General features: G+C 50.2%; 21 protein-coding genes and 1 tRNA gene. 18 read left to right on the forward strand and 4 right to left on the reverse strand.

The annotated features are described in order from the left end of the window. Positions 1 to 4: 4 nt before the first annotated feature. Positions 5 to 1,141, reverse strand: a complete 1,137-nt coding sequence (locus LCH85_08510) for a toprim domain-containing protein (GenBank protein ID MCA0352026.1) — start codon at positions 1,139 to 1,141, stop codon at positions 5 to 7. A 284-nt stretch (positions 1,142 to 1,425) separates the two neighbouring features. Continuing rightward, complete coding sequence (locus tag LCH85_08515) at positions 1,426 to 3,021, reverse strand: DUF3987 domain-containing protein (GenBank protein MCA0352027.1); 1,596 nt, start codon at positions 3,019 to 3,021, stop codon at positions 1,426 to 1,428. A 363-nt stretch (positions 3,022 to 3,384) separates the two neighbouring features. On the opposite strand from LCH85_08515, the gene LCH85_08520 reads away from it, so the two are divergent. Both LCH85_08520 and LCH85_08525 read left to right on the forward strand, forming a co-directional pair. Then, the gene (locus LCH85_08520) at positions 3,385 to 4,260 is read left to right on the forward strand and encodes a tyrosine-type recombinase/integrase (GenBank protein ID MCA0352028.1); all 876 of its coding nucleotides are present in this window, start codon (positions 3,385 to 3,387) and stop codon (positions 4,258 to 4,260) included. Positions 4,261 to 4,314: 54 nt separating this feature from the next. After that, positions 4,315 to 4,390: transfer RNA gene (locus LCH85_08525), tRNA-Phe, on the forward strand. 39 nt (positions 4,391 to 4,429) lie between these two features. Here the strand turns inward: LCH85_08525 and LCH85_08530 are convergent. Continuing rightward, positions 4,430 to 5,842 carry a hypothetical protein gene (locus LCH85_08530; GenBank protein MCA0352029.1) on the reverse strand — a complete coding sequence of 471 codons (1,413 nt, stop codon included), beginning with the start codon at positions 5,840 to 5,842 and terminating at the stop codon, positions 4,430 to 4,432. Between the two features lie 136 nt (positions 5,843 to 5,978). On the opposite strand from LCH85_08530, the gene LCH85_08535 reads away from it, so the two are divergent. The 10 genes from LCH85_08535 (at position 5,979) to LCH85_08580 (ending at position 14,602) form a co-directional block, all read left to right on the forward strand. Next, a complete protein-coding gene (locus LCH85_08535; GenBank protein MCA0352030.1) occupies positions 5,979 to 6,374 on the forward strand; it encodes a hypothetical protein in 396 nt (131 codons plus the stop codon). A 227-nt stretch (positions 6,375 to 6,601) separates the two neighbouring features. After that, positions 6,602 to 7,264, forward strand: coding sequence for a DeoR family transcriptional regulator (locus LCH85_08540; protein ID MCA0352031.1), 663 nt, complete (start codon positions 6,602 to 6,604; stop codon positions 7,262 to 7,264). A gap of 73 nt (positions 7,265 to 7,337) precedes the next feature. After that, the gene (gene sufC / locus LCH85_08545) at positions 7,338 to 8,129 is read left to right on the forward strand and encodes a Fe-S cluster assembly ATPase SufC (protein ID MCA0352032.1); all 792 of its coding nucleotides are present in this window, start codon (positions 7,338 to 7,340) and stop codon (positions 8,127 to 8,129) included. After that, a complete protein-coding gene (sufD, locus tag LCH85_08550; protein ID MCA0352033.1) occupies positions 8,119 to 9,309 on the forward strand; it encodes a Fe-S cluster assembly protein SufD in 1,191 nt (396 codons plus the stop codon). The genes sufC and sufD overlap by 11 nt, the downstream gene beginning before the upstream one ends. A gap of 162 nt (positions 9,310 to 9,471) precedes the next feature. Then, positions 9,472 to 9,858, forward strand: a complete 387-nt coding sequence (locus tag LCH85_08555) for a GxxExxY protein (protein ID MCA0352034.1) — start codon at positions 9,472 to 9,474, stop codon at positions 9,856 to 9,858. A 106-nt stretch (positions 9,859 to 9,964) separates the two neighbouring features. Further along, positions 9,965 to 11,203: a cysteine desulfurase gene (locus LCH85_08560; protein MCA0352035.1), complete on the forward strand. Its 1,239-nt coding sequence runs from the start codon at positions 9,965 to 9,967 to the stop codon at positions 11,201 to 11,203. Between the two features lie 6 nt (positions 11,204 to 11,209). Further along, positions 11,210 to 11,605, forward strand: a complete 396-nt coding sequence (locus LCH85_08565) for an SUF system NifU family Fe-S cluster assembly protein (GenBank protein ID MCA0352036.1) — start codon at positions 11,210 to 11,212, stop codon at positions 11,603 to 11,605. A gap of 250 nt (positions 11,606 to 11,855) precedes the next feature. Continuing rightward, entirely contained in the window at positions 11,856 to 13,274 is a 1,419-nt protein-coding gene (gene sufB, locus LCH85_08570) for a Fe-S cluster assembly protein SufB (protein MCA0352037.1), read from the forward strand. A 98-nt stretch (positions 13,275 to 13,372) separates the two neighbouring features. Beyond that, positions 13,373 to 13,684: a non-heme iron oxygenase ferredoxin subunit gene (locus LCH85_08575; GenBank protein ID MCA0352038.1), complete on the forward strand. Its 312-nt coding sequence runs from the start codon at positions 13,373 to 13,375 to the stop codon at positions 13,682 to 13,684. 27 nt (positions 13,685 to 13,711) lie between these two features. Further along, on the forward strand, positions 13,712 to 14,602 hold the full coding sequence (locus tag LCH85_08580) for a sulfurtransferase (protein ID MCA0352039.1): 891 nt from the start codon (positions 13,712 to 13,714) through the stop codon (positions 14,600 to 14,602). Between the two features lie 76 nt (positions 14,603 to 14,678). Here LCH85_08580 and LCH85_08585 read toward each other — a convergent pair whose 3' ends face one another. Further along, positions 14,679 to 15,563, reverse strand: coding sequence for an NmrA family NAD(P)-binding protein (locus tag LCH85_08585; GenBank protein MCA0352040.1), 885 nt, complete (start codon positions 15,561 to 15,563; stop codon positions 14,679 to 14,681). A 143-nt stretch (positions 15,564 to 15,706) separates the two neighbouring features. Between LCH85_08585 and LCH85_08590 the strand changes: the two genes are divergently transcribed. The 6 genes from LCH85_08590 to LCH85_08615 all read left to right on the forward strand — a co-directional run bounded on the left by LCH85_08590 (position 15,707) and on the right by LCH85_08615 (position 23,918). Further along, positions 15,707 to 16,294, forward strand: a complete 588-nt coding sequence (locus tag LCH85_08590) for a TetR/AcrR family transcriptional regulator (GenBank protein ID MCA0352041.1) — start codon at positions 15,707 to 15,709, stop codon at positions 16,292 to 16,294. Between the two features lie 240 nt (positions 16,295 to 16,534). Next, positions 16,535 to 17,110: an NUDIX domain-containing protein gene (locus LCH85_08595; protein ID MCA0352042.1), complete on the forward strand. Its 576-nt coding sequence runs from the start codon at positions 16,535 to 16,537 to the stop codon at positions 17,108 to 17,110. A 104-nt stretch (positions 17,111 to 17,214) separates the two neighbouring features. Further along, a complete protein-coding gene (secA, locus tag LCH85_08600) occupies positions 17,215 to 20,313 on the forward strand; it encodes a preprotein translocase subunit SecA (protein ID MCA0352043.1) in 3,099 nt (1,032 codons plus the stop codon). A 365-nt stretch (positions 20,314 to 20,678) separates the two neighbouring features. Continuing rightward, entirely contained in the window at positions 20,679 to 21,788 is a 1,110-nt protein-coding gene (proB, locus tag LCH85_08605) for a glutamate 5-kinase (protein ID MCA0352044.1), read from the forward strand. 149 nt (positions 21,789 to 21,937) lie between these two features. Continuing rightward, positions 21,938 to 22,633, forward strand: a complete 696-nt coding sequence (locus tag LCH85_08610) for a histidine phosphatase family protein (GenBank protein MCA0352045.1) — start codon at positions 21,938 to 21,940, stop codon at positions 22,631 to 22,633. Between the two features lie 22 nt (positions 22,634 to 22,655). Next, positions 22,656 to 23,918: a glutamate-5-semialdehyde dehydrogenase gene (locus tag LCH85_08615; protein MCA0352046.1), complete on the forward strand. Its 1,263-nt coding sequence runs from the start codon at positions 22,656 to 22,658 to the stop codon at positions 23,916 to 23,918.

Below are 23,918 nucleotides of genomic sequence, written 5' to 3' on the forward strand. Positions count from 1 at the left end.
CCCCTTATGATGCTGCTGATTGAAGATCGGTTCGTGTAATACCCATCCACCATTGATCAAGATGGGTAGCAATCCACGCGCGTAAATCTATGCCACACTGTGCAACCATGGTTCCAAAATCGTGTGGGTCAGGGCGCATGCGATAGACTTCTTTGCCTTTGAAGATATCAAGCCAAAATGCAGCTGATTTATCTCCAGCGGCATCGGCATCAGTCGCGATAAAGAGTGGTTGGCACAAGCTGTATTGCACGAGCCATCGAAATGCACGGCCTTGGGTTGTCCCAACTGCCACGACCCCAGCGAGTGGAGTTCCTCGTCGTTCAAATTGGCCAAGTGCTTGTTGGGCCACAAGGGCATCGATCGGTCCTTCAACAAAGATGCTTGGCTGCCCAGGTCGCAGCGTATCGATGCCATAGGGAACATTACTGCTTCCGGCTACCGTCACATACTTAAAGCCTTCATCACGAGGATTGGTTTGGCGAATTGAGAGCTTCCAGAGCTGCCCATCACAAAACCAAGGAATAACATACCCTGCAGGCAACCACACGCCATCTTTATCCGGGTCATCAAGTCCCCACCGGTGTAATGGACGGTTGAGCGGTTTCGGGTTATAGCCAATTGCTGCGGTGCGGATTGTATGATCACTTAGGCCACGTTGGCGAAGATAGGTCAGCGGCGTTGAATCAGCAGCGGCATCTTTCCACAACATATCCACGCAATAGCCGAGAAAACTCAGGCCCATTTGTTGCCATTGTGTGCCTGGTGGCTCACAGGCGCTCGGTGGCTCAGGGTCAGGAACCGATCGTGATTCCTTAGCTGATCGCGTAATGGTTAATCCGAGTGCTTCAAAAGCCGCTTTAATCAAAACAGGCCAATCAGGGTGATCTTTGGTTGGAATGAAGCCATGGTCGCGCAGGAAAATAAAATCAATATCCGATGCCCATGGCTGGCCCATGCGACAACCACGACACCACCAGCGGCCACCGCTATCGCCATGTGGTTGAACACGAAACCGATCCTTGCCACCACACAAGGGGCAGGCTCCGGCCCATTCACCACCATTGGTTGCGGCTACTTTGCGCAGGGTAGTACGCTGGCCAACCAAGGCAAGAAAATCATCGCCGGAAAGATGGTCAATCATTGAAACCTCCCACAAGAAACGTCACTAGCGTCACCGAAGTGTCATGCTGTCTAAAGTAGTGATTTATGTCTTTCCAAAGGGATAAAACTGATAATCGTCGCAATGTCACAAGTGTCACATGATTCTCGTTATTGAGGACTCTGGTTAATGATCGCGTGCATGTTTCATATTAAATTGGACATGTCCCCCTGTGACTCTGTGACTCTTCTTAAGAAAGCCGCTCTCAGAGGCGCTTTTTAGCGTCACAATCCATCGGTGACAGTTCGGTGACGTTGTGTCGCTTCTCATGCGCTGAACCTCCATACCTGAATTGATCGGCCATTGGCTGCTTTGCTATCCAGCACATCAACCTGGCCTGCAAGTCGTAACACCTCTAAGACCTCGGTAATCTCTTTTTTGGATTGGTGGGTTCTGCGGCAAAGATCACGCACCGTCAACCCTGAAAGGGTATCTTTCAGAATGTCCAGCAGTTTATCGCCCAACTTAGTTTCTTCACTCTGAATCCCATCGCTCCAAATACGGTGCAAATCGCTGCGCCAGCGCTCGACAATCGCGATCGCGCGTTTGAGGTGATCGAGCTGCATGATTACTGGCAATTCAGGGCAATCCATCGCGGCCAAAATCATGGCCACGCGCAATGCATGCCCTGGGAAACGGGCATAACTGGCATAGAGTGTGTCGGGTAGTCCGCTGTTGGGGAGATCGAACCGCAGCACCTTGTCATAGCGTTTCCACAATCCCATCACACCAGGTGCGAGTCGGATCGCACTCGGGGGATGTTCGTTATAGATCCGCACAAAGCGCTTGATATTTTCCTCAGGCACATCGTCTACCAGTTCGGCCTCGGGCTTGGGAAACAGGGTATCCAGATCCTTGAGACCATCAAGGAGGTCATCAGGCATCACCAATTCGTCGGGAAACTCGGCATAACGAGGTGGTGCATCTGGCATCAGAATGGCGAAGCGACTCCATAGGCCTTCATCCCACAGTTTCTCGCTGCGGAGGTGATCTTCAATATTCTTTGGTGTGGTTGCGCCAAGGAACGAGAGACTGGCATCACGAATCGTTGTTCGGCCATGGGTGATCGTTTCGTGGGCCAAGTATTCAGGGTTATCAAATAGCTTGAGTAAGAGCGAGAGCAGCTCGGCCATATACTCTTTTTTCATGTCACTGAATAAGAACCCGGCTTCATCGAGCAGCCATGCCCGTTGGGCCGCTTGGGCGCGGGCGAGCAGCCACTGTTCACGGTCATAATCACTGTAGCTGTCCAGCTTATCAGGAATGACGGTCGAAAACTGCTGGAGCAGCGACTGAGGCGTGCTCTTGTCGGGTAAGAGCAAATGGCCAAGGCCCGCACGCCGCAGTACCCGCTCGACGACTTTCATGGCCGTCGATTTGGCATAGCGACCAGGGGGTGCAACGAACAAAGCATAGACATTGGGATAGTAGAAGGTCTCACCAATTTGGAGATACAGCCGTCGCGCGATCGCAGTTGCTGCTAGGAAAAGACCTGCGGCTTCGTGAAAAATAGGTGGTGTGACTGGACTAGCTTGGCTGGCATAGTCAATGAAGGTGTCAAGCCATGTGCCACATTTGCCCTGCTGTCGAATGACCTTTGTCAGTTCGTTCGGCAGCGGCGGCATGGTGCGGAGCGCCGGTGTTGGCTCACTCTCGATTAAGAGCGAAGCAATCCGATGATCGGCGCGGATTGCCGTCTCCAGCGCCGCACGAACGCCGTCTGCACCACCAGCTTCGAATGCCTGCATCAGACTCTGAATAACAGCTTCCCATTCACCATAATCCTGTTGACCAGGGATTGTTGATTGCAACAATGCGTTGATTGCAATGCGGGCTGCTAAAAAGGTAGGTTGTGTTGTCATACATCCCTCAAAAACAACCTCTCACGCAAGGAGAGAGGAAAGGCTGATAGGTTCTCGTTGTGGTGCTGGTGGGGGGGGATTGAGAAAGTGACATTCCAGCATCAATTGAATGCGGCGCAGTCGTTCCACGTGGACGCTATTCGCATTCATTGGTAACGAGCGCTCGGCTATTTGTAAGGTAAAGACTAGGTCGTCCAGATCCTGTTGTTGTTCCGGTGATAAAGTGTGAGATTGCATAACAGTTGCAACCTTTCTGCTACCGTGTGTAGCGGGTTGTTGTCATCGTCCTGTAATCTAGCGCTCCAAAAAGAGAAAATTGGTTGCACCTTATATAGGGTGTGTACATTTTGTGAGGAGCGTTTAATGCCTACGATTCACTCTCTACTTCCTGCATATGAGCGTTCTATGCGCTCACGTGGGCAACGCCCAAGGGGTATCCAACGCTATATCGCCCATCTCCGCAGCTTCCTCGTTCACGCTGGGAATGATTTTGATATCGTTGATCTGAAGCCACGCGACATTCGCAGGTTTCAAGAAGTCCGTTGTGAGGAAGTGGCCCTTCGCACCGTCCATGGTGCGTTGACGGCCCTTCGCTCGTTTTGCCTTTGGGCTATCGAGGAAGAGTACATTGCAGACGATCCGACTGCGCGAATGCGATGGCCCAAGCTACCAGAAACAGCCCCAAAAGCATTGACGCGTCAACAGCTTCGCCGTTTGATGACAGCCCTAGAAGAGCCGATTGACTTGGCTACTCATGAGCGATGGCAATGGCGGCGAAATAGACGGGTTATTTTATTGATGTTATTTGCTGGGTTGCGTATGTCGGAAGTGATTGACCTACGCTGGCGCGATGTCGATCTTGATAATCGCGTCTTGGTTGTGCGTGATGGAAAGGGCGGGCGAGCACGTTCGCTACCCATTCATGCAGCATTGGCAAAAGAGCTTAGTCGTGTTGCTATAAAAGATCCAGAGTATGCGGTTGCTGGTCGGAGCGATGGTGCTCCAGTATCCCGCGATCACGATAAGATGTTTCGGCGCTGGTTGAAGGAACGTGGTGTCGAGTTGAGTGCTCACCAGCTGCGTCACACGTTTGCGACTGAATTAATGCGGAGTGGTGCAAATTTACGGTATATCCAAGAACTTATGGGCCACCGTAGTATTGAAACCACCCAACGCTATCTCTTGGTCGAGCCAGATGTGCTACGGGTTGCTGTAGCACAAATGCCTGCTGCCTGGTAGGTTTTATCTCCTCTAGATGAGGGATTGTAGCCGAGTCCCTCATCACCCACCAATGCCACTTTAGCTCAGTTGGTAGAGCATACGACTGAAAATTGTAGGGTCTCCGGTTCGAGCCCGGAAGGTGGCACCAAATCAAACCACTGGTTGAAAAACCAGTGGTTTTTGTTGTTTAGTTCATTTGAACAAATGGGGTGAAAAGTTCATAGCTCACCGGGCTGAGCCAGCGCTCAATCGCTGGCCGATCCCGCTCGCGGCTGAAAATCGCAATGAATGGTTGTAAACAACGGGCCTCATCACAGCCGTTCAAACGCGCACCAGTGACGCTCCAGCCAAGGTTCGTTGGGCTGAATACTTGGGTGTCGAGTTGACCAACCCAGTGCTGTTGACTTGGTGTGGTGCTGCTCCCTTGTACGTTGTAATAAGCCCAGCCCGGCGGTGGCGCAGTAAAATCATCAAAAATGCTGCTCGAAAGCGTCGGATATTGTTTGGTACTGCTGTGATAAAAGCTTACCGCTACATCATCACGCCCATTGACCGCCACACTCGGCAGCGAGAAGCCGTTTTGGGCATTGAAAATAAATGGCCGCGCTAAACTGAATGGTAATAAACTTAGATCACGTTCATACATTCGCACCGCATCAATATAGGGAAAGGTAATCGTATTGCTGGAAACTGCATTCCACATAAAACCAACAGTGCCTTTGGCCACCCAACCTGCGCGGATTCGCCCATCATCATCACTACACCAATTGCGCTGATCTGGGGTTGGGCAAATGCGTGCGCCAGCTGTCCACTCAGCAACATTGAGATCGCTACTGGTTGGAATTGGCTGGTTCTCATCCCAAGCGTAAACCCGCAGGCTAGTTTGATTGATGTGGGTTGCAAAATACATCATATCTTTAGCACCCCGCACCAAGTGCCAAGCCCGCTCAGTGCTTGAGGAGTAACTTCGAATAAAGGGTAAATCGTCTTCAAGTGTATCAGTTTGAATCTGGCTGACCCATGTGCTATCAATGGCCCCGCCGATTGGCTGCCGTTCCATTGCCAGCCAAATTTGATTAGCGCTGAGTTCAAGTTGGGGATCAACCCAAGTAAAACCTTGGGTGGCGGGCACATCGTACCATTCCCAGGCTTGTTCGGCCAAGCCAGCACTATCGGTGTAGGCAATGCGCACAAGCCCACGCTGGGCATCGGGTGCATACTGCAACAACCAAATAAAGAGATCACGGCCATAATCATAGGCAAAGGCTTGTTGGCAACACAGGCCGCCTGCTGCCGTAGGAAACAGCGTCAATGGATCGAGTTGCTGCCAATGATTGCCTGCATCAAGCGAAAAAAAGGTTTTTTGGCCAACCCCAACTAACCAACTATCGCCGCTGGCGACCCCACGCACCGCATCGCCAAAATTCATTGAGGTTGGGATAGGATGCAGCCGCAGAACCTGAAATGCACCTGCTGGATCACCCTCACCTTCACCAAAAATATGTTCTGTAGAGCCTTGATCAGCAGCTTGGGCTTGGGGTATGCTTCCCAGCACGATCGCTACCAACAGCCCAACTAGGGCGACCCTCAACCAAACCATGAGCATAATCCTTTCAACAGTGACCTTCGATTGAGCGCAACTATACCCCTGAATGGAGATTGTGACAAAAGTTTGTGACAGTTGTTGTCACAACTTGCTGCTATGCTCAAATCCAACATTGGCTAGGAGGTCTGCGATGCATCCAATAACTGGAATTGAAGCAGTATTGCAATGGTTTGCTGAACGCTATTCATCAAGCGAGGCTGAGCAAATTCGGAGTGCGGTCAATGCCAATACTCGTTTGCTCAAGGCCTGGCGTACCAATCCAGCCAATGCCCGCCCTTTGGCCAGCGATAAACATTTGTGGTGCTTGCTGGGCGCGATGTATGGCAACGCGATTTTGGCCCAAGCTCAAGCGGTGTATCGCCAAGCCACAGCCCATTACCAACGCTGGCTCAATCGCCGCCGCAATCTCCAAACGGTTGAAGTTCGTTTGCAAGGCGATCTCGCCCGTTTTGGCGAACAACACCCCCGCACTCAACGGACTTTGGCGCAATTACAACGCCTGCATCAAGAATTATTAGCCGCTTAATCAACTGCTCATTTTGGCATTTCCTGCGAGCTTAGGCTAAAAAAGGCCTTGGCTTAATTGGCATGGCTTGAAAATTCGCCTAAAATAGCCGCTTTTTACCGCAAAATCGTACTATACTAGAATAAACGCGGTTTTTTCCGATTTTATTGACAGAAAATGATTATCGATTTATAATCATTCTCAATAACCATGCGACGGTATGGTCAAAGGCATAATGCGAGGTATCTATGACCGTGTTTGGTATCCGAGAAGGAACGCCCGCCGGCGATATTTTGAGCTACATTCAGCGTAAAGGTTCAGCGACTGTCAAGGAATTGGAAGATGCGCTGGCTGTGAGCACAACTGCGGTGCGCGAGCAACTAACCCATCTCACCAATCAAGGTCTTATTGCACCAACCAAAATTCGCCAAGGACCAGGCCGCCCTTCCTACCGCTATACTCTGACTGCTAAGGCTCAATCGCTCTTTCCCAAGGGCTACGATGTGCTTTTGAATGTGTTGCTGGAAGAAATTTTGGCGACCGAAGGCCCAGAAGGTATGGCTCAGTTGCTCAGTCGGGTGGGCACACGCTTGGCTACGCTCTACACGGGCGATCATCCCGCCAATGTGGCTTTGCGTGAGCGTTTGATGCAATTCGTCTACACGATGAACCGCAAAGGGATGTCGATCAATGTGGCCGAATCGCCTGGCGGTGGATGGGTGGTGAGTGAGTATGCCTGCCCTTATTTTGAGGTGGCCCAAACTCACGATAGCCTGTGCAGCATGGAACGCCAAATGATGGAAACTGCGCTCGGCCATGAAGTTGAAATTCAACGACGTATGGTCGAAGGTCATAATGGCTGTCACTTTGTGATCAAAGCCGATGAGATTGGGATCGAGAAGCATAACTAAGTTCTTTGGCGGCTGGCGATGCAGGGGGCATGCCACGCTGTTGTGTTGAATAGCAATCTTGAATAGGAGTGTCATGAGCGCCAACAATTTGGTCATTCGCAACTTGCACGTTGCGGTCGATGGCAAAGAAATTCTTAAAGGCATTAATCTCACCATCGAAGAAGGCAAAATTCACGCCATCATGGGGCCAAATGGCTCAGGCAAGTCAACCTTGGCATACACCCTCGCTGGTCACCCACGCTATGAAGTGACCGAAGGCGAAGTTTGGTACAAAGGCCAAGATGTGCTTGATCTCGAACCAAATGATCGTTCAAAATTGGGCTTATTCTTGGCCTTCCAATATCCAGTGGCGGTTGCTGGTGTAACTGTTGCCAACTTCTTGCGGGCAGCCTTGAACGCCCATCGCGCTCAAGAAGGCGTTGATCCCAAATCAACCGCCATTCCAATGGCTGAATATCGCAAAGTGATCAAAGCCCGCATGGATATGCTGGAAATGGCTCCTGACTTTGCCCGCCGCTATTTGAACGAAGGTTTCTCGGGCGGTGAAAAGAAACGCCTTGAAATTTTGCAAATGGCCATGTTGCAGCCTTCAATCTCGATCATGGACGAAACCGACTCAGGCCTTGATATCGACGCTTTGAAGATTGTGGCCGAAGGGGTCAACAAAGTTAAAGCTGAAAAGCCTGAATTAGGCGTGTTGGTAATTACCCACTACCAACGCTTGCTCAACTACATCAAGCCCGATTATGTGCATGTTTTGATGAACGGCCAAATTGTGCGCGAAGGCGGCCCCGACATGGCCTTAGAACTCGAAGAAAAAGGTTACGATTTCATTCGAGAGGAAGTGTTCGGCAATGCCAGCTAATTTGCAATCTACCTTTGATCTGGCACAATTTGAGGCTTTGCTGGCCAGCCGCAACGAGCCAAGCTGGCTGACCAGCCGCCGTCGCGAAGCTTGGGAAGCATTCGAAACCGCTGAGCAACCAGATTGGCGACGAACCAATTTGAAGGGCTTCAATATCGCCGATTACACGCTGGCTGAGGCCGAAGTTTCAGTTGATTTTGCTGGCGCGGAAGGCGTGACGATTCTGCCTTTAGCCGAAGCGATTCAAAGCCATGCCGAATTGGTGCAACGAGTGCTTGGTAGCGCCGTCCAAACCAGCCGCGATCCATTTTCAGCGCTCAATAATGCTTTGGTCAACGGCGGGATTTTCATCCACGTTGCCAAAGATGTTGCGGTTGAAGAATTGGTGCGAATTCGCTATCACCTCAGCAATCCTGGCACGGTTGTCGCACCCCGCACATTAATCGTCACTGAACGCCATAGCTCGATCAACGTGATCGAAGAAATTAGCTCAGCTGATTTTGCTGGCAGCGCAGTGGTCTTGACGGGTGCTGAAATTGAGGTTGGCGATGGTGGCCAAGTTGGCTTCAGCAGCGTGCAAACCTTGAACAGCAATGTCTATGTGTTAGGCAGTCAACAAATTCGCATCAACCGCGATGCCCAAGCCGAATGGCTAAACGTGGTGGTTGGTAGCGCTGTGCAGCACGTCACCTTGGAAGCCAATTTGAGCGGTAACGGATCAAGCGTCAATTGGAATGGCTTGTTGTATGGTAATGGCAAGCAAAACTTGCTGGTTGCGCCCAAGCTCAATCACATTGGCTTGAATACCGAAGGCCAAATCAACTTCAAAACCGTGGTCGATGATGAAGCCTATGCCGTTTTCGATGGCATGGTCAAAATCCCTGCCACGGGCCAAGGCACCAACTCCGACTTGCGCGAAAATGCCTTGCACTTGAGCAAAACTTCACGCTCGGATTCAATTCCAGGCTTGGAGATTGATGCCAATGAAGTTAAGGCAGGCCACGGCTCGACTAGCGGCCAAATCGATGAAGAGCAGTTGTTCTATCTGCAATCGCGTGGTTTGCCGTTTGCCGAAGCCAAGCGCACGATCGTGTTGGGCTTTGTCGGCGAAATCATCGATATGATTCCTGATGAAGCTGTGCGCGAACGGGTCGAAACCATCGTCGCCGAAAAAGTCTAAGCATCAAAAATCTTCGTGGTTTCAGTCAATGTATAAGATTGAAACCACGAAGAGCACGAAGAACGCTAAGATCGATAAGTTATAAGATCAGAATTGATTCGCCAAAAATGAATAACAAAGGTATCTAAATGATATCCATTGACTCATTTTGGAGAAACAATTATGCCTTTATTGTTAGCTGATGAAGCATTCGCAGTAGTTGGAGCGGCGATTGACGTACATCGTGAGTTGGGTAGCGGATTTCTAGAAGCTGTCTATCAAGAGGCACTTGAATTCGAATTGACCCAACGTCAAATTCCTTTTATACGTCAACAGCCATTGCCAATTCGCTATAAACAAACGATCTTAAATAAACTCTATATTGCCGATTTGGTTTGCTTCGACCAGATTATTGTTGAAATAAAGGCAATTCAACGATTAACATCGGTTGAACATGCTCAATTATTAAATTATCTCAAGGCGACGCATAAACCGCTAGGGATCTTAATGAATTTTCATAGTCGGCCAACACTGGAATGGAAACGCTTAATTTTGAGTAACGATACTTAGCGATCTTCGCGTCCTTCGCGGTTCCTATTCTTCGTGCTCTTCGTGTCCTTCGTGGATCAAATAAACAATTCGTGGGCTCCTTTATGGAATCGGATATTGGTGAGTTATGTCTGTACAAACAACCCTTGATATTCAGGCCATTCGCGAGCAATTTCCGCTCTTGGATCAATCGATTAACGGCCATCGCCTAGCCTATTTGGATAGCACCGCAACTGCCCAAAAGCCGCTAGCAGTGCTTGATGCGATGGATCGCTATTATCGCACGATTAATGCGAATGTTCATCGAGGTGTGTATCAGATTAGTGAAGCTGCCACCGAAGCCTATGAAGGCACGCGCCGCACGATTGGCCGCTTTATCGGCGCGAAATCGACCAAAGAAATTATTTTTACTCGCAACGCCACCGAAGCGATTAACTTGGTTGCCCAAAGCTGGGGCCGAGCCAATTTGCAAGCGGGCGATCGAATTTTGCTCACAGTCAGCGAACATCATTCCAATTTAGTGCCATGGCAATTGCTAGCAGCCCAAATTGGCCTAGAGCTTGATTTTATCGAGCTTGATGCGCAAGGCCGACTTGATCTCAGTGACCTTGATCAACTATTGACTGAACGCACCAAATTGGTCGCCATGACCCACATGTCGAATGTGTTGGGCACGATCAATCCAGTTGAACGTGTGATTGCTGCTGCCAAACAGGTTGGAGCCTTGGTGCTGCTGGATGGGGCGCAAAGCGTGCCCCATATTCCTGTCAATGTTCAAGCGCTTGGCTGCGATTTCTTGGCCTTTTCGGGGCATAAAATGTGTGGACCAACTGGCATTGGGGTGCTGTGGGCGCGACGCGAATTGCTTGAAGCGATGCCACCGTTTATGGGTGGTGGCGATATGATCAAACGGGTCGGGCTACGCGAAAGCTCTTGGAACGATCTCCCATGGAAATTCGAGGCAGGTACGCCAGCAATTGCCGAGGCGATTGGCCTTGGCGCGGCGATTGACTTCTTGAATGAACTTGGGATGCAGGCGATTCACGAGCGCGAACGCCAATTGACCAACTACGCTTGGGATAAACTTAGCGGCATCGATGGGTTGACCATTTTTGGTCCACCTGCTGCCGAGCGCGGTGGCTTGTTGAGTTTTACCCTCGCAGGCGTGCATGCCCATGATGTGGCAGCGATTCTCGATACCCAAGGGATTGCAGTGCGGGCTGGACATCATTGTACCCATCCGTTGCACGATATTTTTGGCGTGCCAGCAACGGTACGCGCATCATTCTACCTATACACGCTTGAGGAAGAAATTGATCGTTTGGCCGAAGCCTTGGTTTTGGCTCGCGATACCTTCCAACTGTGAGGCCTTGTGGACGATTTATATCGTGAAAATATATTAGATCATTATCGCCATCCGCGAAATTACGGCGAGATCGAGCAAGCAACGATTGTGCAACACGAGCATAACCCGTTGTGCGGCGATCAACTCAGCATTTATTTGCTAGTCGAAAACGAGCGGATTGTTGATGTAAAATTTAAAGGCAAAGGCTGCGCGATCAGCCAAGCTTCAGCCTCGATGCTCAGCGAAGAACTTGCTGGCAAAAGCGTTGATGAGGCCAAAGCCTTTGATAAACAAACCATCCTCGATTTATTGGGGATACCGATTGGACCCGTGCGGCTCAAGTGTGCCTTGCTCTCGCTCAAAACGCTCAAAGCTGGTCTCTACGGAGTCAATCTGGTTGACGACGATGAGGATAGCCTTTGATCCAGTCCGTTCGACATCCGGCACTAATTAGTATTATCCGATTGATTAAGTTGGCTGGAGTCGGATTCGCTTTCTGGGCAACCTATGCCTTGTTCGAACGATTGCGTGAGCAGCGCTATCAACAATCAATTGCCACGGTAATAGCTGAATTTTCTGCTAACGAATGGCAGCATTTAGAAACAGAATTGCAAGATTCTGAATCAAGTAATCTCATCACTTATTCGTGATCACACTATAGGAGGCTCAGGGCATGTCCAACCCTGCACAAAACGAGATCGAGTTTGATTACTCGAAGTACGGCTTTCGCGACGAAGAGAACTACACATTCAAATCTTCAAAAGGTCTGAGTGCCGATATTGTGCGCACGATCTCGGAAATGAAGGGCGAACCTGAATGGATGTTGCAACGCCGCTTGAAGGCGCTGGAAATTTTCCACAAGAAGCCATTGCCAACCACTGGCGTATGGGCTAACCCACGCTTGGTCGAGTTGGATTTCCAAGATATTCACTATTATGTGCGGCCTGGCGAACGCGCCGAAAATAGCTGGGACGATGTGCCAGAAAATATCAAGAATACCTTTGAAAAATTGGGTATTCCTGAAGCTGAACGCAAGTTCTTGGCTGGCGTTGGCGCTCAATACGAATCAGAAGTTGTTTACCACTCGTTGCGTGAAGAGTGGGAAAAACTGGGCGTGATCTTTCTTGATACCGATACTGGTTTGAAAGAGTATCCAGAATTGTTCAAGGAATATTTCGGCACGATCATTCCTTCAGCCGATAACAAATTTGCTGCCTTGAACACAGCAGTTTGGTCGGGTGGCTCGTTCGTGTATGTACCCAAGGGTGTCAAGGTCGATATTCCATTGCAAGCCTATTTCCGCATCAACGCTGAAAACATGGGCCAGTTCGAACGCACCTTGATTATCGTTGACGAAGGCGCAGAAGTTCACTATATCGAAGGTTGTACCGCGCCAGTCTACAGCACTAACTCATTGCACTCAGCGGTTGTGGAAATCATCATCAAAAAAGGTGGCAAATGCCGCTATACCACGATTCAAAACTGGGCCAATAATATCTTCAATTTGGTAACCAAACGCGCCGTAGCCTACGAAGATGCTTCAATGGAATGGGTCGATGGCAACATTGGCTCGAAGTTGACCATGAAGTATCCTGCGGTCTACATGATGGGTCGCGGCGCAAAGGGCGAGGTGCTCTCAGTCGCTTATGCTGGCGAAGGCCAACATCAAGACGCTGGAGCCAAGATGGTGCACGGCGCTCCCGACACCACCAGTCGCATCACCAACAAATCAGTCTCGAAGAACGGTGGTCGCACGACCTATCGTGGTTTGGCCAAGGTTATGCGCGGTGCACACAATGCCAAAATCAACGTGGTCTGTGATGCCTTGATTCTCGACAATCGCTCAGCCTCGGATACGATTCCTTATATCGAGATCGAGGAAGATTCAGCAACCGTCGCCCACGAAGCAACCGTCGGCAAAATCGGCGAAGAGCAATTGTTCTATCTGATGAGCCGTGGTCTCGACGAAGCTGAAGCACTTTCGATGATTGTGTTGGGCTTTATGGAGCCATTCACCCGCGAATTGCCCATGGAATACGCTGTCGAATTGAACCGCTTGATCCAAATGGAAATGGAAGGTTCGGTCGGCTAGGCTTGGCCTATCAACGCCGAGGCGCAACCACTGCGTCCTCGGCGTTTTCTATGTCAGATCATTGTTAATCAATTTAGTTAATAAATTAAGGAATAATGATGAGCTTTCAAATTGTTGCAACGCTGCAAGATTTGGCCGACACGCCAGCGATTCAAATTGACTTTGCTGGCGAACAAGTTGGGATTTTTCGCTGTGGCACGCAGTATTTCGCCACCAGCAACATTTGCACCCATGCCTATGCCGAATTGCATGAGGGCGAGTTGGATGTTGATGATTGTACAATCGAATGTCCGTTGCATGGCGCACGTTTTGATTTAGCTAGTGGTCGCCCGCGCTCGTTGCCAGCGACCGAACCATTGAAGGTCTATAGCCTTAAAATTGAAGGCGATCAAATTTTGCTTGAAGCTTAACTATTAATCTTGATAAAGGAGCAATCGATGAGCGATTATGTGAATCCTGAGGTCTTGGTGAGCACGGATTGGGTTGCCGAACATTTGAATGATCCTAATGTGCGCTTGGTTGAGTCGGATGAAGATATTTTATTGTATGAAATGGGTCATATCGCTAATGCAGTCAAAATCAATTGGCAAGATGATTTAAACGATCTCCAGATTCGCGATTATATTGATGGCGACGATTTTGCTGCGTTGCTGAGCCGCTTTGGTATTAGCAACGACACGACGATCGTATTTTATGGCGATAAAAATAATTGGTGGGCTTGCTATGCCTATTGGGTTTTCCAATTGCTTGGTCACGAAAAGCTCAAAATTATGAATGGTGGCCGCAAAAAATGGATCGACGAAGGCCGTGAATTGACCCGCGTTGTGCCAAGCTTCGAACCAACCAGCTATGTCGTGGGCGAGCCAAAGCCCGAAATTCGCGCCTTCCGCGATGATGTTTTGGCCCATATTGGGCGGCCAAATCCGCGTCAAACCGCAATTGAATTGCCAGCTGGCCATAGCTTGGTCGATGTACGCTCGCCCGATGAATATACTGGCAAAAAATTGCATATGCCCGAATATCCCCAAGAAGGTGCTGTGCGCGGTGGCCATATTCCAGGTGCGGTTAATGTGCCTTGGGCCAAAGCCGTTAACGATGATGGCACGTTCAAAAGCGCCGATGAGATTCGCCAATTGTATGGCGATGTTGGGGTTACGCCCGAAAGCGATACGGTGGTGTATTGCCGGATTGGTGAACGCTCATCATTAACCTGGTTTGTGCTGCACGAATTGCTGGGCTACAAAAATGTGCGCAATTACGACGGCTCGTGGACTGAATGGGGCAATGTGGTTGGCTTGCCAATTCATAATCCTACGACCAGCAAATAGTTAATTACCTCGCCCAGCTACAAAACAAAAAGCCCCGCTCCCACATTGCGTGGAAGCGGGGTTGGGGTGAGGGAAACTAGCTAAACAATGCACGATTGGCATTGAGATACTCGGCCAATGATTGAGCTGGCTTGCCAGTCAAGCGCTCAACGTCGTTGGTCACAAGATCCAACGCGCCTGAGCCGATCAAATCGTGGTCGATCGCAACGACGAAACCAGCGATTTGGGCGGGTAGACCAAATTGCTCAAGTTGTTGTTGAGCGCTAGCAGCATCAATTGGATAGTAGGCGACTTCGCGGCCTGCAAATTCGGCCACAGTTTCAGCGATTGCTTTGTGGGTCAGGCTCACAGGGCCAGTGATGTTATAAACTTCCGAGGCGGTGTTATCGCTGACCAAGGCGGCAGCGGCGGCAGCGGCACAATCGGCGCGGGCAACTAAGCCAGCAGCGGCATCGCCAGCAGCGGCAGCGATTACGCCACCAGCTAAAGCGCCTTTGATTTTATCGGTAATCGTTTCAAAATAGAAGTTGTTGCGCAAGAAACTATAGCTCAAGCCGCTCGCCACAATTGCTTGTTCGGTCGCAGCGTGTTCACGAACGAACTCCATTGGGGCTTCGGCGGGATTGATTGCCGAGGTATAAACCAGATGTTTCACGCCAGCCGCAGCGATTGCTTTGACCGCATCAGTTTGCAAGCGCACCCGTTCGCCACCAATTACATCGATACTGATCATCAAGACGCGCTCGACTCCAGCCAAAGCAGCCGTCAGACCAGCGGGATCGCTGAAATCGCCAGCGACAACTTTAACCCCTTGGGCTGCGACATCGGCCAATTTGGCGGGATCACGGGTGATTGCCACAACTTGATTTGCTGCAACTTTTTCGAGCACTTGCTGCAAAACCAACCGCCCTAATTGCCCAGCCGCACCTGTGATCGCTACCAAACCTTGGGTATTTGCCATGATTGAAAACCTCGCTAATGAATGTTTAGATCTAAACAACACTCGTTGTTTAATTGACATCTGTTGAATAGCATAAAGAAGCCATGGTATAGTGTCAACCAGCAAAAACCAAAATTTGTTGTTTAGGCAACAAAGGAGCTAAAATGTTGGGAAACGCAGTTAAAATTGATCCGCGCACCAAGCGCACCCGTAAATTAATTCTTGATGCCTTGATTCAGCTCTTGCGCACCCGTACCTTTGAGGAAGTCACAGTTAATGAGATTGCCGAAGCGGCGACGATCAATCGCGCAACGTTCTATGCCCATTTCAGCGATAAATATGCTTTGGTCGATGAACTGATTCGTGATGGCTTTATGCTGTATCTTGATCGGCGCATGCAGCATTATCCTGATACGCCAACCCGTTATATGCAAGCCTTGCTGTGGGCGATCGCCGACCATTGGGCGATGATCCATGGTCAATGTAATCAATATCATCGCTTTTTCGATTCGTTGGCCGAAAATCAGATCAAACGCATGCTTGAGCAGCATATTCAAACTTGGCTTGATCATTATGGGCCGCTGCGCAACGTCCCATCCATGCAACGCCAATTATTAGCAACCATGCTGAGTTGGTCGGTCTATGCCTTGGCCGCCCGCTGGCTGTATAGCGACCGTTGCCAAAACCTCGAACACTTTATTAATGATAGCGTGCCCTTGCTGGTTGGCAGTATCGAAGCTTTGAAGGGATGAAGGATGAGGGATGAGGGATGAAGAACCTAAAGATTGGAGATCATTATTTTTGACACAGAGGCGCAGAGGATAAAGGCTGATGGCTTTGGGCTATCGGAAGGTTTTGTAGTATGTCAGTAATTCCCGATAGCCAATCGCCTATAGCCTTTCATCACATCTTCGCGTCCTTCGTGATTTCCGTTCTTCGTGTCCTTTGTACCCTTTGTGGATCAAACCGAGAATTGATAGTTGGAGGAAGTTATGCGTTCGATGATTCGTAGCTTGGTAACTCAAATTGCCCCCTTGGATTTACGCGAGCAGGCCGATTGCAACGAAACCTTGGCATGGATCGATAGCGATGCACCCTTATTTCGCACGGCCAAGCCAGCAACCCCGCCAATGCATTTAGTTTCCTACATTGTGGTCTATGATCCGGCGACAGCCCAGATTTTATTGGTCGATCATCGCAATGCTCAATTGTGGTTGCCGTGTGGTGGCCATGTTGAGCCAGATGAACATCCTGCAATCACCGTGATTCGTGAGATTGAAGAAGAATTGGGCATTCAAGCTGAGTTTTATTGGCAAGATCCCTGCTTCATCACCGTAACCGAAACAGTTGGGCTAACGGCGGGCCATATTGACGTTTCGCTGTGGTATGTGGTGCAAGCTGATTCGCAACAACCATTGGCCTACGATCAAGCTGAATTTAGCCAAATTCGCTGGTTTGCGCTGGATCAACTGCCGTTAGAACGCAGCGATCCACAGCTTGGGCGCTTTATTGGCAAGTTTCAACGGCTGCTCAAACGCGAAGCTCCACGACTATTGGCGGTGCGTTAACATTTCGTTTAAGCAGCTTTTAAGGCATTCAAAGCCCTAAAGCTGCGTGGTATAATCTAGCGATGCAGCCGTGCTGCCGATATTCAGACACCACGAGGTACCACATGTTTAAATGGCTTGGGAAACTACTGGGCGACCCCAACGCTAAGGTTGTGAAGAAAATGCAGCCAACCTTAGATGAAATTAATGCCCTTGAGCCGACAATCAAGGCTCTTAGCGATGAACAACTCCGTGAAAAAACGGCTGAATTACGCACACGGTTCGCAGAGCTAACCAAAGCGGATCGTGAAGCGCTCGACGACCGCTACGCCGACGAAAATCGCCACGATTCCACCGTCGAAAAAGACTATCAAAAAGAATTACGGGTGATCGAAGATGCAGCGCTTGATGAATTATTGCCCGAAGCCTTTGCTTTGGTGCGCGAAGCCTCAAGCCGCGTGATCGGTCAACGTCATTACGATGTCCAGATGATCGGCGGGATTGTGCTGCACGAAGGCCGCATCGCCGAAATGAAGACCGGCGAAGGGAAGACCTTGGTGGCTTCCTTGCCTTTGTTCCTCAATGCTATTCCTGGTCGTGGCGCACACTTGATTACCGTCAACGACTACCTCGCCAAAGTTGGTGGTGGCTGGATGGGGCCAATCTTCCATAGCCTTGGCATGAGCACGGGCTATATCGCCCACGATTATTCAGCGATTTACGATCCCAATTATATCGACCCCAACGCTAAACAAGATGATAGCCGTTTGGTGCACTGGCGGCCTTGCTCGCGCCGCGAAGCTTACATGGCCGATATGACCTACGGGACGAATAACGAATATGGCTTCGATTATCTACGCGATAACATGGTGCAGCACAAAGATCAATGTGTGCAGCGCGAATTGCACTATGCGATTGTTGACGAAGTAGATAATATTTTGATCGACGAAGCCCGTACTCCCTTGATTATCTCTGGCCCAGCCCAAGAATCCAGCGATAACTATCGCCGTTTTTCTTCATTGGTGCGTGGCCTCAAGCGCTCCAGCATTTCGCCCGATGAAGTGCGTAAGGGTTTGAAAGATGATTTTGATGGCGATTACTGGATCGACGAAAAATCGCGCTCAATTACCTTGACCGAATCGGGCTTAGAGGTGATGGAAAAGCGGCTCAATTTGCCTGATGGCGAAAATATGTACGATGCCAAGAACTTCGAATTAACTCACTATTTGGAAAACGCCCTCAAGGCCGAATATGTTTTCCATCGTGATGTTGATTATGTGGTGCAAAATGGCGAAGTTGTGATCGTCGATGAATTTACAGGTCGGACGATGCCAGGTCGGCGTTGGTCGGATGGCTTGCACCAAGCGGTTGAAGCTAAAGAATCGGTCGAAGTGCGACGCGAAAACGTCACCTTGGCCACGATTACCTTCCAAAATTACTTCCGAATGTACAACAAACTTGGTGGTATGACTGGTACAGCAATCACCGAAGCTGAAGAATTTAGCAAAATCTACAATTTGGAAGTCGTGATTATCCCAACCAACCGCCAAGTCGTGCGCGAAGATTATCGCGACCATATTTATGCTTCGCAAAAAGCCAAATATAACGCCGTGTTGCGTGAAATCAAAGAGATGCACGAAGTTGGCCGCCCAGTCTTGGTCGGTACAACCTCGGTCGAAAGCTCGGAAATTGTCAGCAATTTGCTGAAGCAAGAGGGGCTTGAACACTATCTCTTGAATGCTAAGCAACACGAACGTGAAGCGTATATCGTGGCCCAAGCTGGCCGTACTGGCGCAATCACGATTGCAACCAACATGGCTGGTCGGGGAACCGACATTTTGCTTGGTGGCAACCCCGATGGCTTAATTGAGGAACATCTCAAAGCCCTCGGCACTACCATTGCCGATGCAACGCCTGAGCAACTGGCCCAAGCCCAAGCCCAAGCGAAAGCCGATGTCGAGGCCGAACGTAAAGCTGTGATGGAAGCTGGTGGCTTACACATCATCGGCACTGAGCGCCACGAAGCTCGCCGGATCGATAACCAACTCCGTGGTCGGGCTGGCCGTCAAGGCGACCCTGGTTCATCGCGCTTCTTCATTTCGCTTGAAGATGAGTTGATGACACGCTTCGGACGGATCGATACGATCAAGCGCTTGATGGAGCGTATGTCTGATGGCGATGAAGAATTGCCACTCGAATCGGGCTTGCTCGATAAAGCGATCGAAAGTGCCCAAACCCGGGTCGAAGGCTATAACTTCGATGTGCGGAAGCATGTGGTCGAATACGACGACGTGGTTAACAAGCAGCGCGAAGTGATTTACGCCGACCGCCATGCCATTCTCGGCGGTGAAGATATGGGCGACCGCATTCTTGAGATGGTCGTTGACGAAATCGACATCCATGTCGAAGAATTTCTTGATAATCGTGAGCTAGACAAGCCTGATCTCGAAGGCTTCTTGCGTCAGTTATATTCGATTGTGCCCCAACTCAAAGCCCAAGAAACTGAATTGGCAGCCCGCTTCAAAGGCAAACAAGCCGATGAAATTGGCGAAATCGCTACCGAAGTGGTTGAAGAAGCCTACAATCGGCTCGGTGAAGAGTTGGCAACTCAATACACGACCTTATTGCAACGTGGAGTCCAGCCAATTCCTGGGGTCAGTGGCCCAGAAGCCTTCTTTGCCCACTTCGAGCGCCAAGAAATGCTCGGGGCAATCGACCGCGAATGGATCGATTATCTGACGGCGGTTGATGAATTGCGCCAAGGCATCGGCAATGTCGCAATTGCCCAACAAGATCCATTGGTAGCCTTCAAGCGCGAAGCCTTTAAGATGTTCGACGAACTCAAAGGCAACATCCAAAACCGAATCGTCTACAACTTCTTTACCGATGCAGCCAACTGGCAAGTGCGTTTGCGCCAAGTTGAGCTTGAAATGGAAGCCCGTTTGGCCATGGCTCAAACCGCTGGTGGCTCAGAAAACGCCACCGAAGAAGCGCCCAAGCCTGCCAAGCGTGGCGTTGGTGGGGCGGCACGTCGGGTCAGCAATGCCGCAGGCCAAGCTGCACCAGCCCGCCGAATCGTGATCAAAATCGGACGCAATGATCCTTGTCCATGCGATAGCGGCAAGAAGTTCAAAGCATGCCACGGCTTGCCGGGCAAAGAAGCCGAACTTGAGGCGATTTTGGCGGTCAAGCATACCCACGCGCAAGCGGTTGGTAAAAAATAGCATTTGGTATAACCGATAATCGTTGGTGGGCCGTGGGGTATGTTTGCTCCACGGCCTTTTTGTAGCACATAGCGATTGGGGATCGGTTGTCGGGGGTTGGGGATCGGTTATAAATGCTGGGGTATGCAGCTAGTAGTTTGGGGATAGCAAGATAATCATCAAAATCTATGCTAATCTGTGGCTTAAAACAGCCCTTCGTGTAATTCGTGTAATTCGTGGCTCAATCGCTTTGCGGTTTCATTCTTCGTGCGCTTCGTGTTCTTCTTGGTTTCAACATGCAGCTTTTATGGTTTGGTCAAAATCAATTTAGCGCCTCTGGGTTAAAATAGCTATTTGTAATAATCTTGATGAATAGAGATCTGCATATGCGAATTGTAGTTAAACTTGGCACGAGCGTTTTGACCGATGGAACCGACCGTTTACGTCGCCCGCGCATGGTCGATTTAGCTCGTCAGATGGCCCAATTACGTGAGGCTGGCCACGAAGTTGTCTTGGTTTCTTCAGGCGCAGTTCTGGCTGGTTGGGAGCGACTGGGCTTTCCCAAACGGCGGCGTGAGTTGACCCATAAACAGGCTTTGGCGGCAGTTGGGCAGGGCCGTTTGATGCATATTTATGGCCAATTATTTGAAATTTACGATGTGCCGGTGGCTCAAACGCTGCTGACCCGCGCCGACCTGCGTGATCGAGTGCGCTATCTGAATGCGCGGGCCACCTTATTAACCTGCTTAGAAATTGGCGTATTACCAATTATCAATGAAAACGATGCAGTGGCGATTGATGAAATTCGCGTCGGCGATAACGACACACTTTCAGCCTTGGTTGCGAATTTGGTTGATGCCCAGTTGTTGGTTATTTTGAGCGATATTGCTGGCTTGTATAGCGCCGACCCGCGCCATAACCCGGAAGCAACCCTCATCGACGATGTTGCAGCAGTCAATGAACAGGTTTATGCTTTGGCAGGAGCGGCCGGTTCGCATCGTGGCACTGGCGGAATGTTCACCAAAATTCAGGCTGCCGAATTGGCGACCCGCGCTGGCACAACCATGGTGATTGCTGCTGGCAACGAGCCGAATGTGCTAGTGCGCCTGGTTGCTGGCGAGAGTGTGGGCACCCGCTTTCGGCCAGTCAGCACCCGCTTGGAAAGCCGCAAACGTTGGATTATGGCTGAACGAGTGCGCCAAGCCCATATTGCAGTTGATGCTGGTGCAGTGCAAGCCCTAACCCATCAAGGCCGTAGCCTTTTACCTGCTGGAATTGTGTCCGTTGAAGGTGAATGGCGACGCGGCCAAACCGTAGCGATTGTTGCACCCGACGGCCAAACGATCGCCTGTGGCTTATGCCAATATGCTGCTCACGAAGTCGCCCAAATCAAAGGCTCGCGTACCAGCGACATCGAAAGTATTCTCGGCTACTCCTACGGCGCTGAAGTCATTCACCGCGATGATATGGTAGCCTTTGTTAAGGATGAAGGATGAGGGATGAATTATGAAGGAAGAGCCACGAAATGATCCTTCATAATTCTATGAGGTTGAATTATTATTTTGGGATGCTGAAAACGTGTGAATGGTTGAGGGAATATTTCATCCTTTATCCCTCATCCTTCATCCTTTCATAAAGGGGTGTTATGGCTAAACTCTATTTGATTCGCCATGGGCAGGCTGTGGTGAATGTCGAGCCGATTATTGGTGGGATCAAGGGCGATCGTGGCTTAACCGCTTTGGGCATACAACAAGCCGAATCATTGCGTGATCGGCTGATGGCAACTCGCGAGATTGTGCCCGATCTGTTTATTTGTAGTACGATGCCACGCGCAATGCAAACTGCTGAAATTATTGCGCCAGCATTTGCTCAGCCTTTGCTCTACGATGAAAGTTTTTGCGAGTTCAACGTGGGCGAGGCTGATGGCCTGAGTTGGAAAGAGTATAATGCGCGTTATGGCAAGTTTGATTTCGACCTGCGCAAGCCTTTATCGCCTGGTGGCGAGACTTGGCAAACCTTTTGTCAACGCACGCACAGCAATTTTGAACGAGTGCTAAACGCCAATCCCGAAGCCACGATTGTGATTGTCTGCCACGGTTGGGTGATAGAATCGTCATTAAGCTATTTTTGGCCGCATACTCGTAGCGAACAACCAAATGTTGATCTCGAAGTAACCAATACATCCTTGACCCATTGGTATCAGCATCAGCGAGGTGGGCAGGTGCGCTGGTTTTTGGGCGGCTACAACGACGCTGTGCATTTACATGCCGCCGTTCGTTGGCAACTCGAAGGCGATCTGGAAGGTGAGGATCATCCAGCCGCCCCGCTTGGCGAGTTATGACGGCTAGCATGAGGAGTATCCAATGCTTGAGGCAATGGGTCAGCGAGCAAAGCTGGCAGCACGCATATTGGCCCGTACAACCACAGCTCAACGGAATGCCGCTGTCGAGGCCATGGCCGAAGAACTAAGCCTTGATCGCGAATCGATTCTTTCGGCCAACGAGGCTGATATGCGGCTTGGGCGCGAGGCTGGCTTAACTCCGGCCTTGCTCGATCGTTTATTACTCAACGAGCAGCGACTTGAAGCAATTGCCAACGATGTGCGCACCGTGGCGGTCTTGCCTGATCCGGTTGGTGAGGTGTTTGAGCAAGGTGTACTGCCAAATGGCTTGCGGATCGAGAAGCGCCGCGTGCCGCTGGGCGTGGTTGGCGTGATCTACGAGGCGCGACCAAATGTTACTGCTGATGTGGCGGCATTGTGTATCAAGGCGGGGAGTGCAGTGATTTTACGCGGTGGCAAGGAAATTACCCGTTCAGCTGGAGCGTTAGTGCAAGCTTTACGTCGCGCTTTAGAACGGGTCGATCTACCTGCTGATGCCTTGCAACTGATCGATAATCCTGATCGTGAATTGGTGCGCGGCTTGCTAACCTTGGATCGCTATGTGGATATGATTATTCCACGCGGTGGTTCGGGCTTGCACGATTTTTGTCGTAAAACTGCCACAATTCCAGTGATTACGGGCGGAATCGGGGTTTGCCACGCCTATATTGATCATACTGCGCCACTTGAGCAAGTTGTGCCAATTATTGTTAATGCCAAAGTGCAACGCCCAAGCGTCTGCAACTCGCTCGAAACCGTGTTGATTGAGCGTAGCGCTGCGGCCAAAGTGTTGCCACGGCTTGGTGCAGCTTTGCAAGAGCAAAAGGTTGAATTGCGTTGTGATCCTGAGTCGTTGGCGATCTTACGCGAGGCTGGTAGCGCCGATTGGAACTTAGTTGCGGCCCAGCCCGATGATTTTGGTCAAGAGTTCTCGGCATTAATTTTGGCAGTACGCGTGGTCGATGGACTTGATCAGGCCATTGAGCATATTGATCACTATGGCACTGATCATTCCGACACGATTTTATCGCAAGATCCGGCGGCGATTGAGCGTTTTTTGAACGAGGTTGATTCAGCGGTGGTGTATGCCAATTCCTCAACCCGTTTCACCGATGGCTCGCAAATGGGCTTGGGTGCTGAAATTGCAATCAGCACCCAAAAATTGCATGCACGTGGCCCAATGGCTTTGCGCGAATTGACCTCGTACAAATGGGTAGTCCGTGGCGCTGGCCACATTCGCGATTGA

The organism is Chloroflexota bacterium (assembly GCA_020161265.1).
GTDB lineage: Bacteria > Chloroflexota > Chloroflexia > Chloroflexales > Herpetosiphonaceae > Herpetosiphon.

Excerpts from the sequence above, each read along its gene's own strand:
- LCH85_08510 (MCA0352026.1), bottom strand. The coding sequence starts at position 1,141 with ATGATTGACCATCTTTCCGGCGATGATTTTCTTGCCTTGGTTGGCCAG.
- LCH85_08515 (MCA0352027.1), bottom strand. The coding sequence starts at position 3,021 with ATGACAACACAACCTACCTTTTTAGCAGCCCGCATTGCAATCAACGCA.
- LCH85_08520 (MCA0352028.1), top strand. The coding sequence starts at position 3,385 with ATGCCTACGATTCACTCTCTACTTCCTGCATATGAGCGTTCTATGCGC.
- LCH85_08530 (MCA0352029.1), bottom strand. The coding sequence starts at position 5,842 with ATGGTTTGGTTGAGGGTCGCCCTAGTTGGGCTGTTGGTAGCGATCGTG.
- LCH85_08535 (MCA0352030.1), top strand. The coding sequence starts at position 5,979 with ATGCATCCAATAACTGGAATTGAAGCAGTATTGCAATGGTTTGCTGAA.
- LCH85_08540 (MCA0352031.1), top strand. The coding sequence starts at position 6,602 with ATGACCGTGTTTGGTATCCGAGAAGGAACGCCCGCCGGCGATATTTTG.
- sufC (MCA0352032.1), top strand. The coding sequence starts at position 7,338 with ATGAGCGCCAACAATTTGGTCATTCGCAACTTGCACGTTGCGGTCGAT.
- sufD (MCA0352033.1), top strand. The coding sequence starts at position 8,119 with ATGCCAGCTAATTTGCAATCTACCTTTGATCTGGCACAATTTGAGGCT.
- LCH85_08555 (MCA0352034.1), top strand. The coding sequence starts at position 9,472 with ATGCCTTTATTGTTAGCTGATGAAGCATTCGCAGTAGTTGGAGCGGCG.
- LCH85_08560 (MCA0352035.1), top strand. The coding sequence starts at position 9,965 with ATGTCTGTACAAACAACCCTTGATATTCAGGCCATTCGCGAGCAATTT.
- sufB (MCA0352037.1), top strand. The coding sequence starts at position 11,856 with ATGTCCAACCCTGCACAAAACGAGATCGAGTTTGATTACTCGAAGTAC.
- LCH85_08575 (MCA0352038.1), top strand. The coding sequence starts at position 13,373 with ATGAGCTTTCAAATTGTTGCAACGCTGCAAGATTTGGCCGACACGCCA.
- LCH85_08580 (MCA0352039.1), top strand. The coding sequence starts at position 13,712 with ATGAGCGATTATGTGAATCCTGAGGTCTTGGTGAGCACGGATTGGGTT.
- LCH85_08585 (MCA0352040.1), bottom strand. The coding sequence starts at position 15,563 with ATGGCAAATACCCAAGGTTTGGTAGCGATCACAGGTGCGGCTGGGCAA.
- LCH85_08590 (MCA0352041.1), top strand. The coding sequence starts at position 15,707 with ATGTTGGGAAACGCAGTTAAAATTGATCCGCGCACCAAGCGCACCCGT.
- LCH85_08595 (MCA0352042.1), top strand. The coding sequence starts at position 16,535 with ATGCGTTCGATGATTCGTAGCTTGGTAACTCAAATTGCCCCCTTGGAT.
- secA (MCA0352043.1), top strand. The coding sequence starts at position 17,215 with ATGTTTAAATGGCTTGGGAAACTACTGGGCGACCCCAACGCTAAGGTT.
- proB (MCA0352044.1), top strand. The coding sequence starts at position 20,679 with ATGCGAATTGTAGTTAAACTTGGCACGAGCGTTTTGACCGATGGAACC.
- LCH85_08610 (MCA0352045.1), top strand. The coding sequence starts at position 21,938 with ATGGCTAAACTCTATTTGATTCGCCATGGGCAGGCTGTGGTGAATGTC.
- LCH85_08615 (MCA0352046.1), top strand. The coding sequence starts at position 22,656 with ATGCTTGAGGCAATGGGTCAGCGAGCAAAGCTGGCAGCACGCATATTG.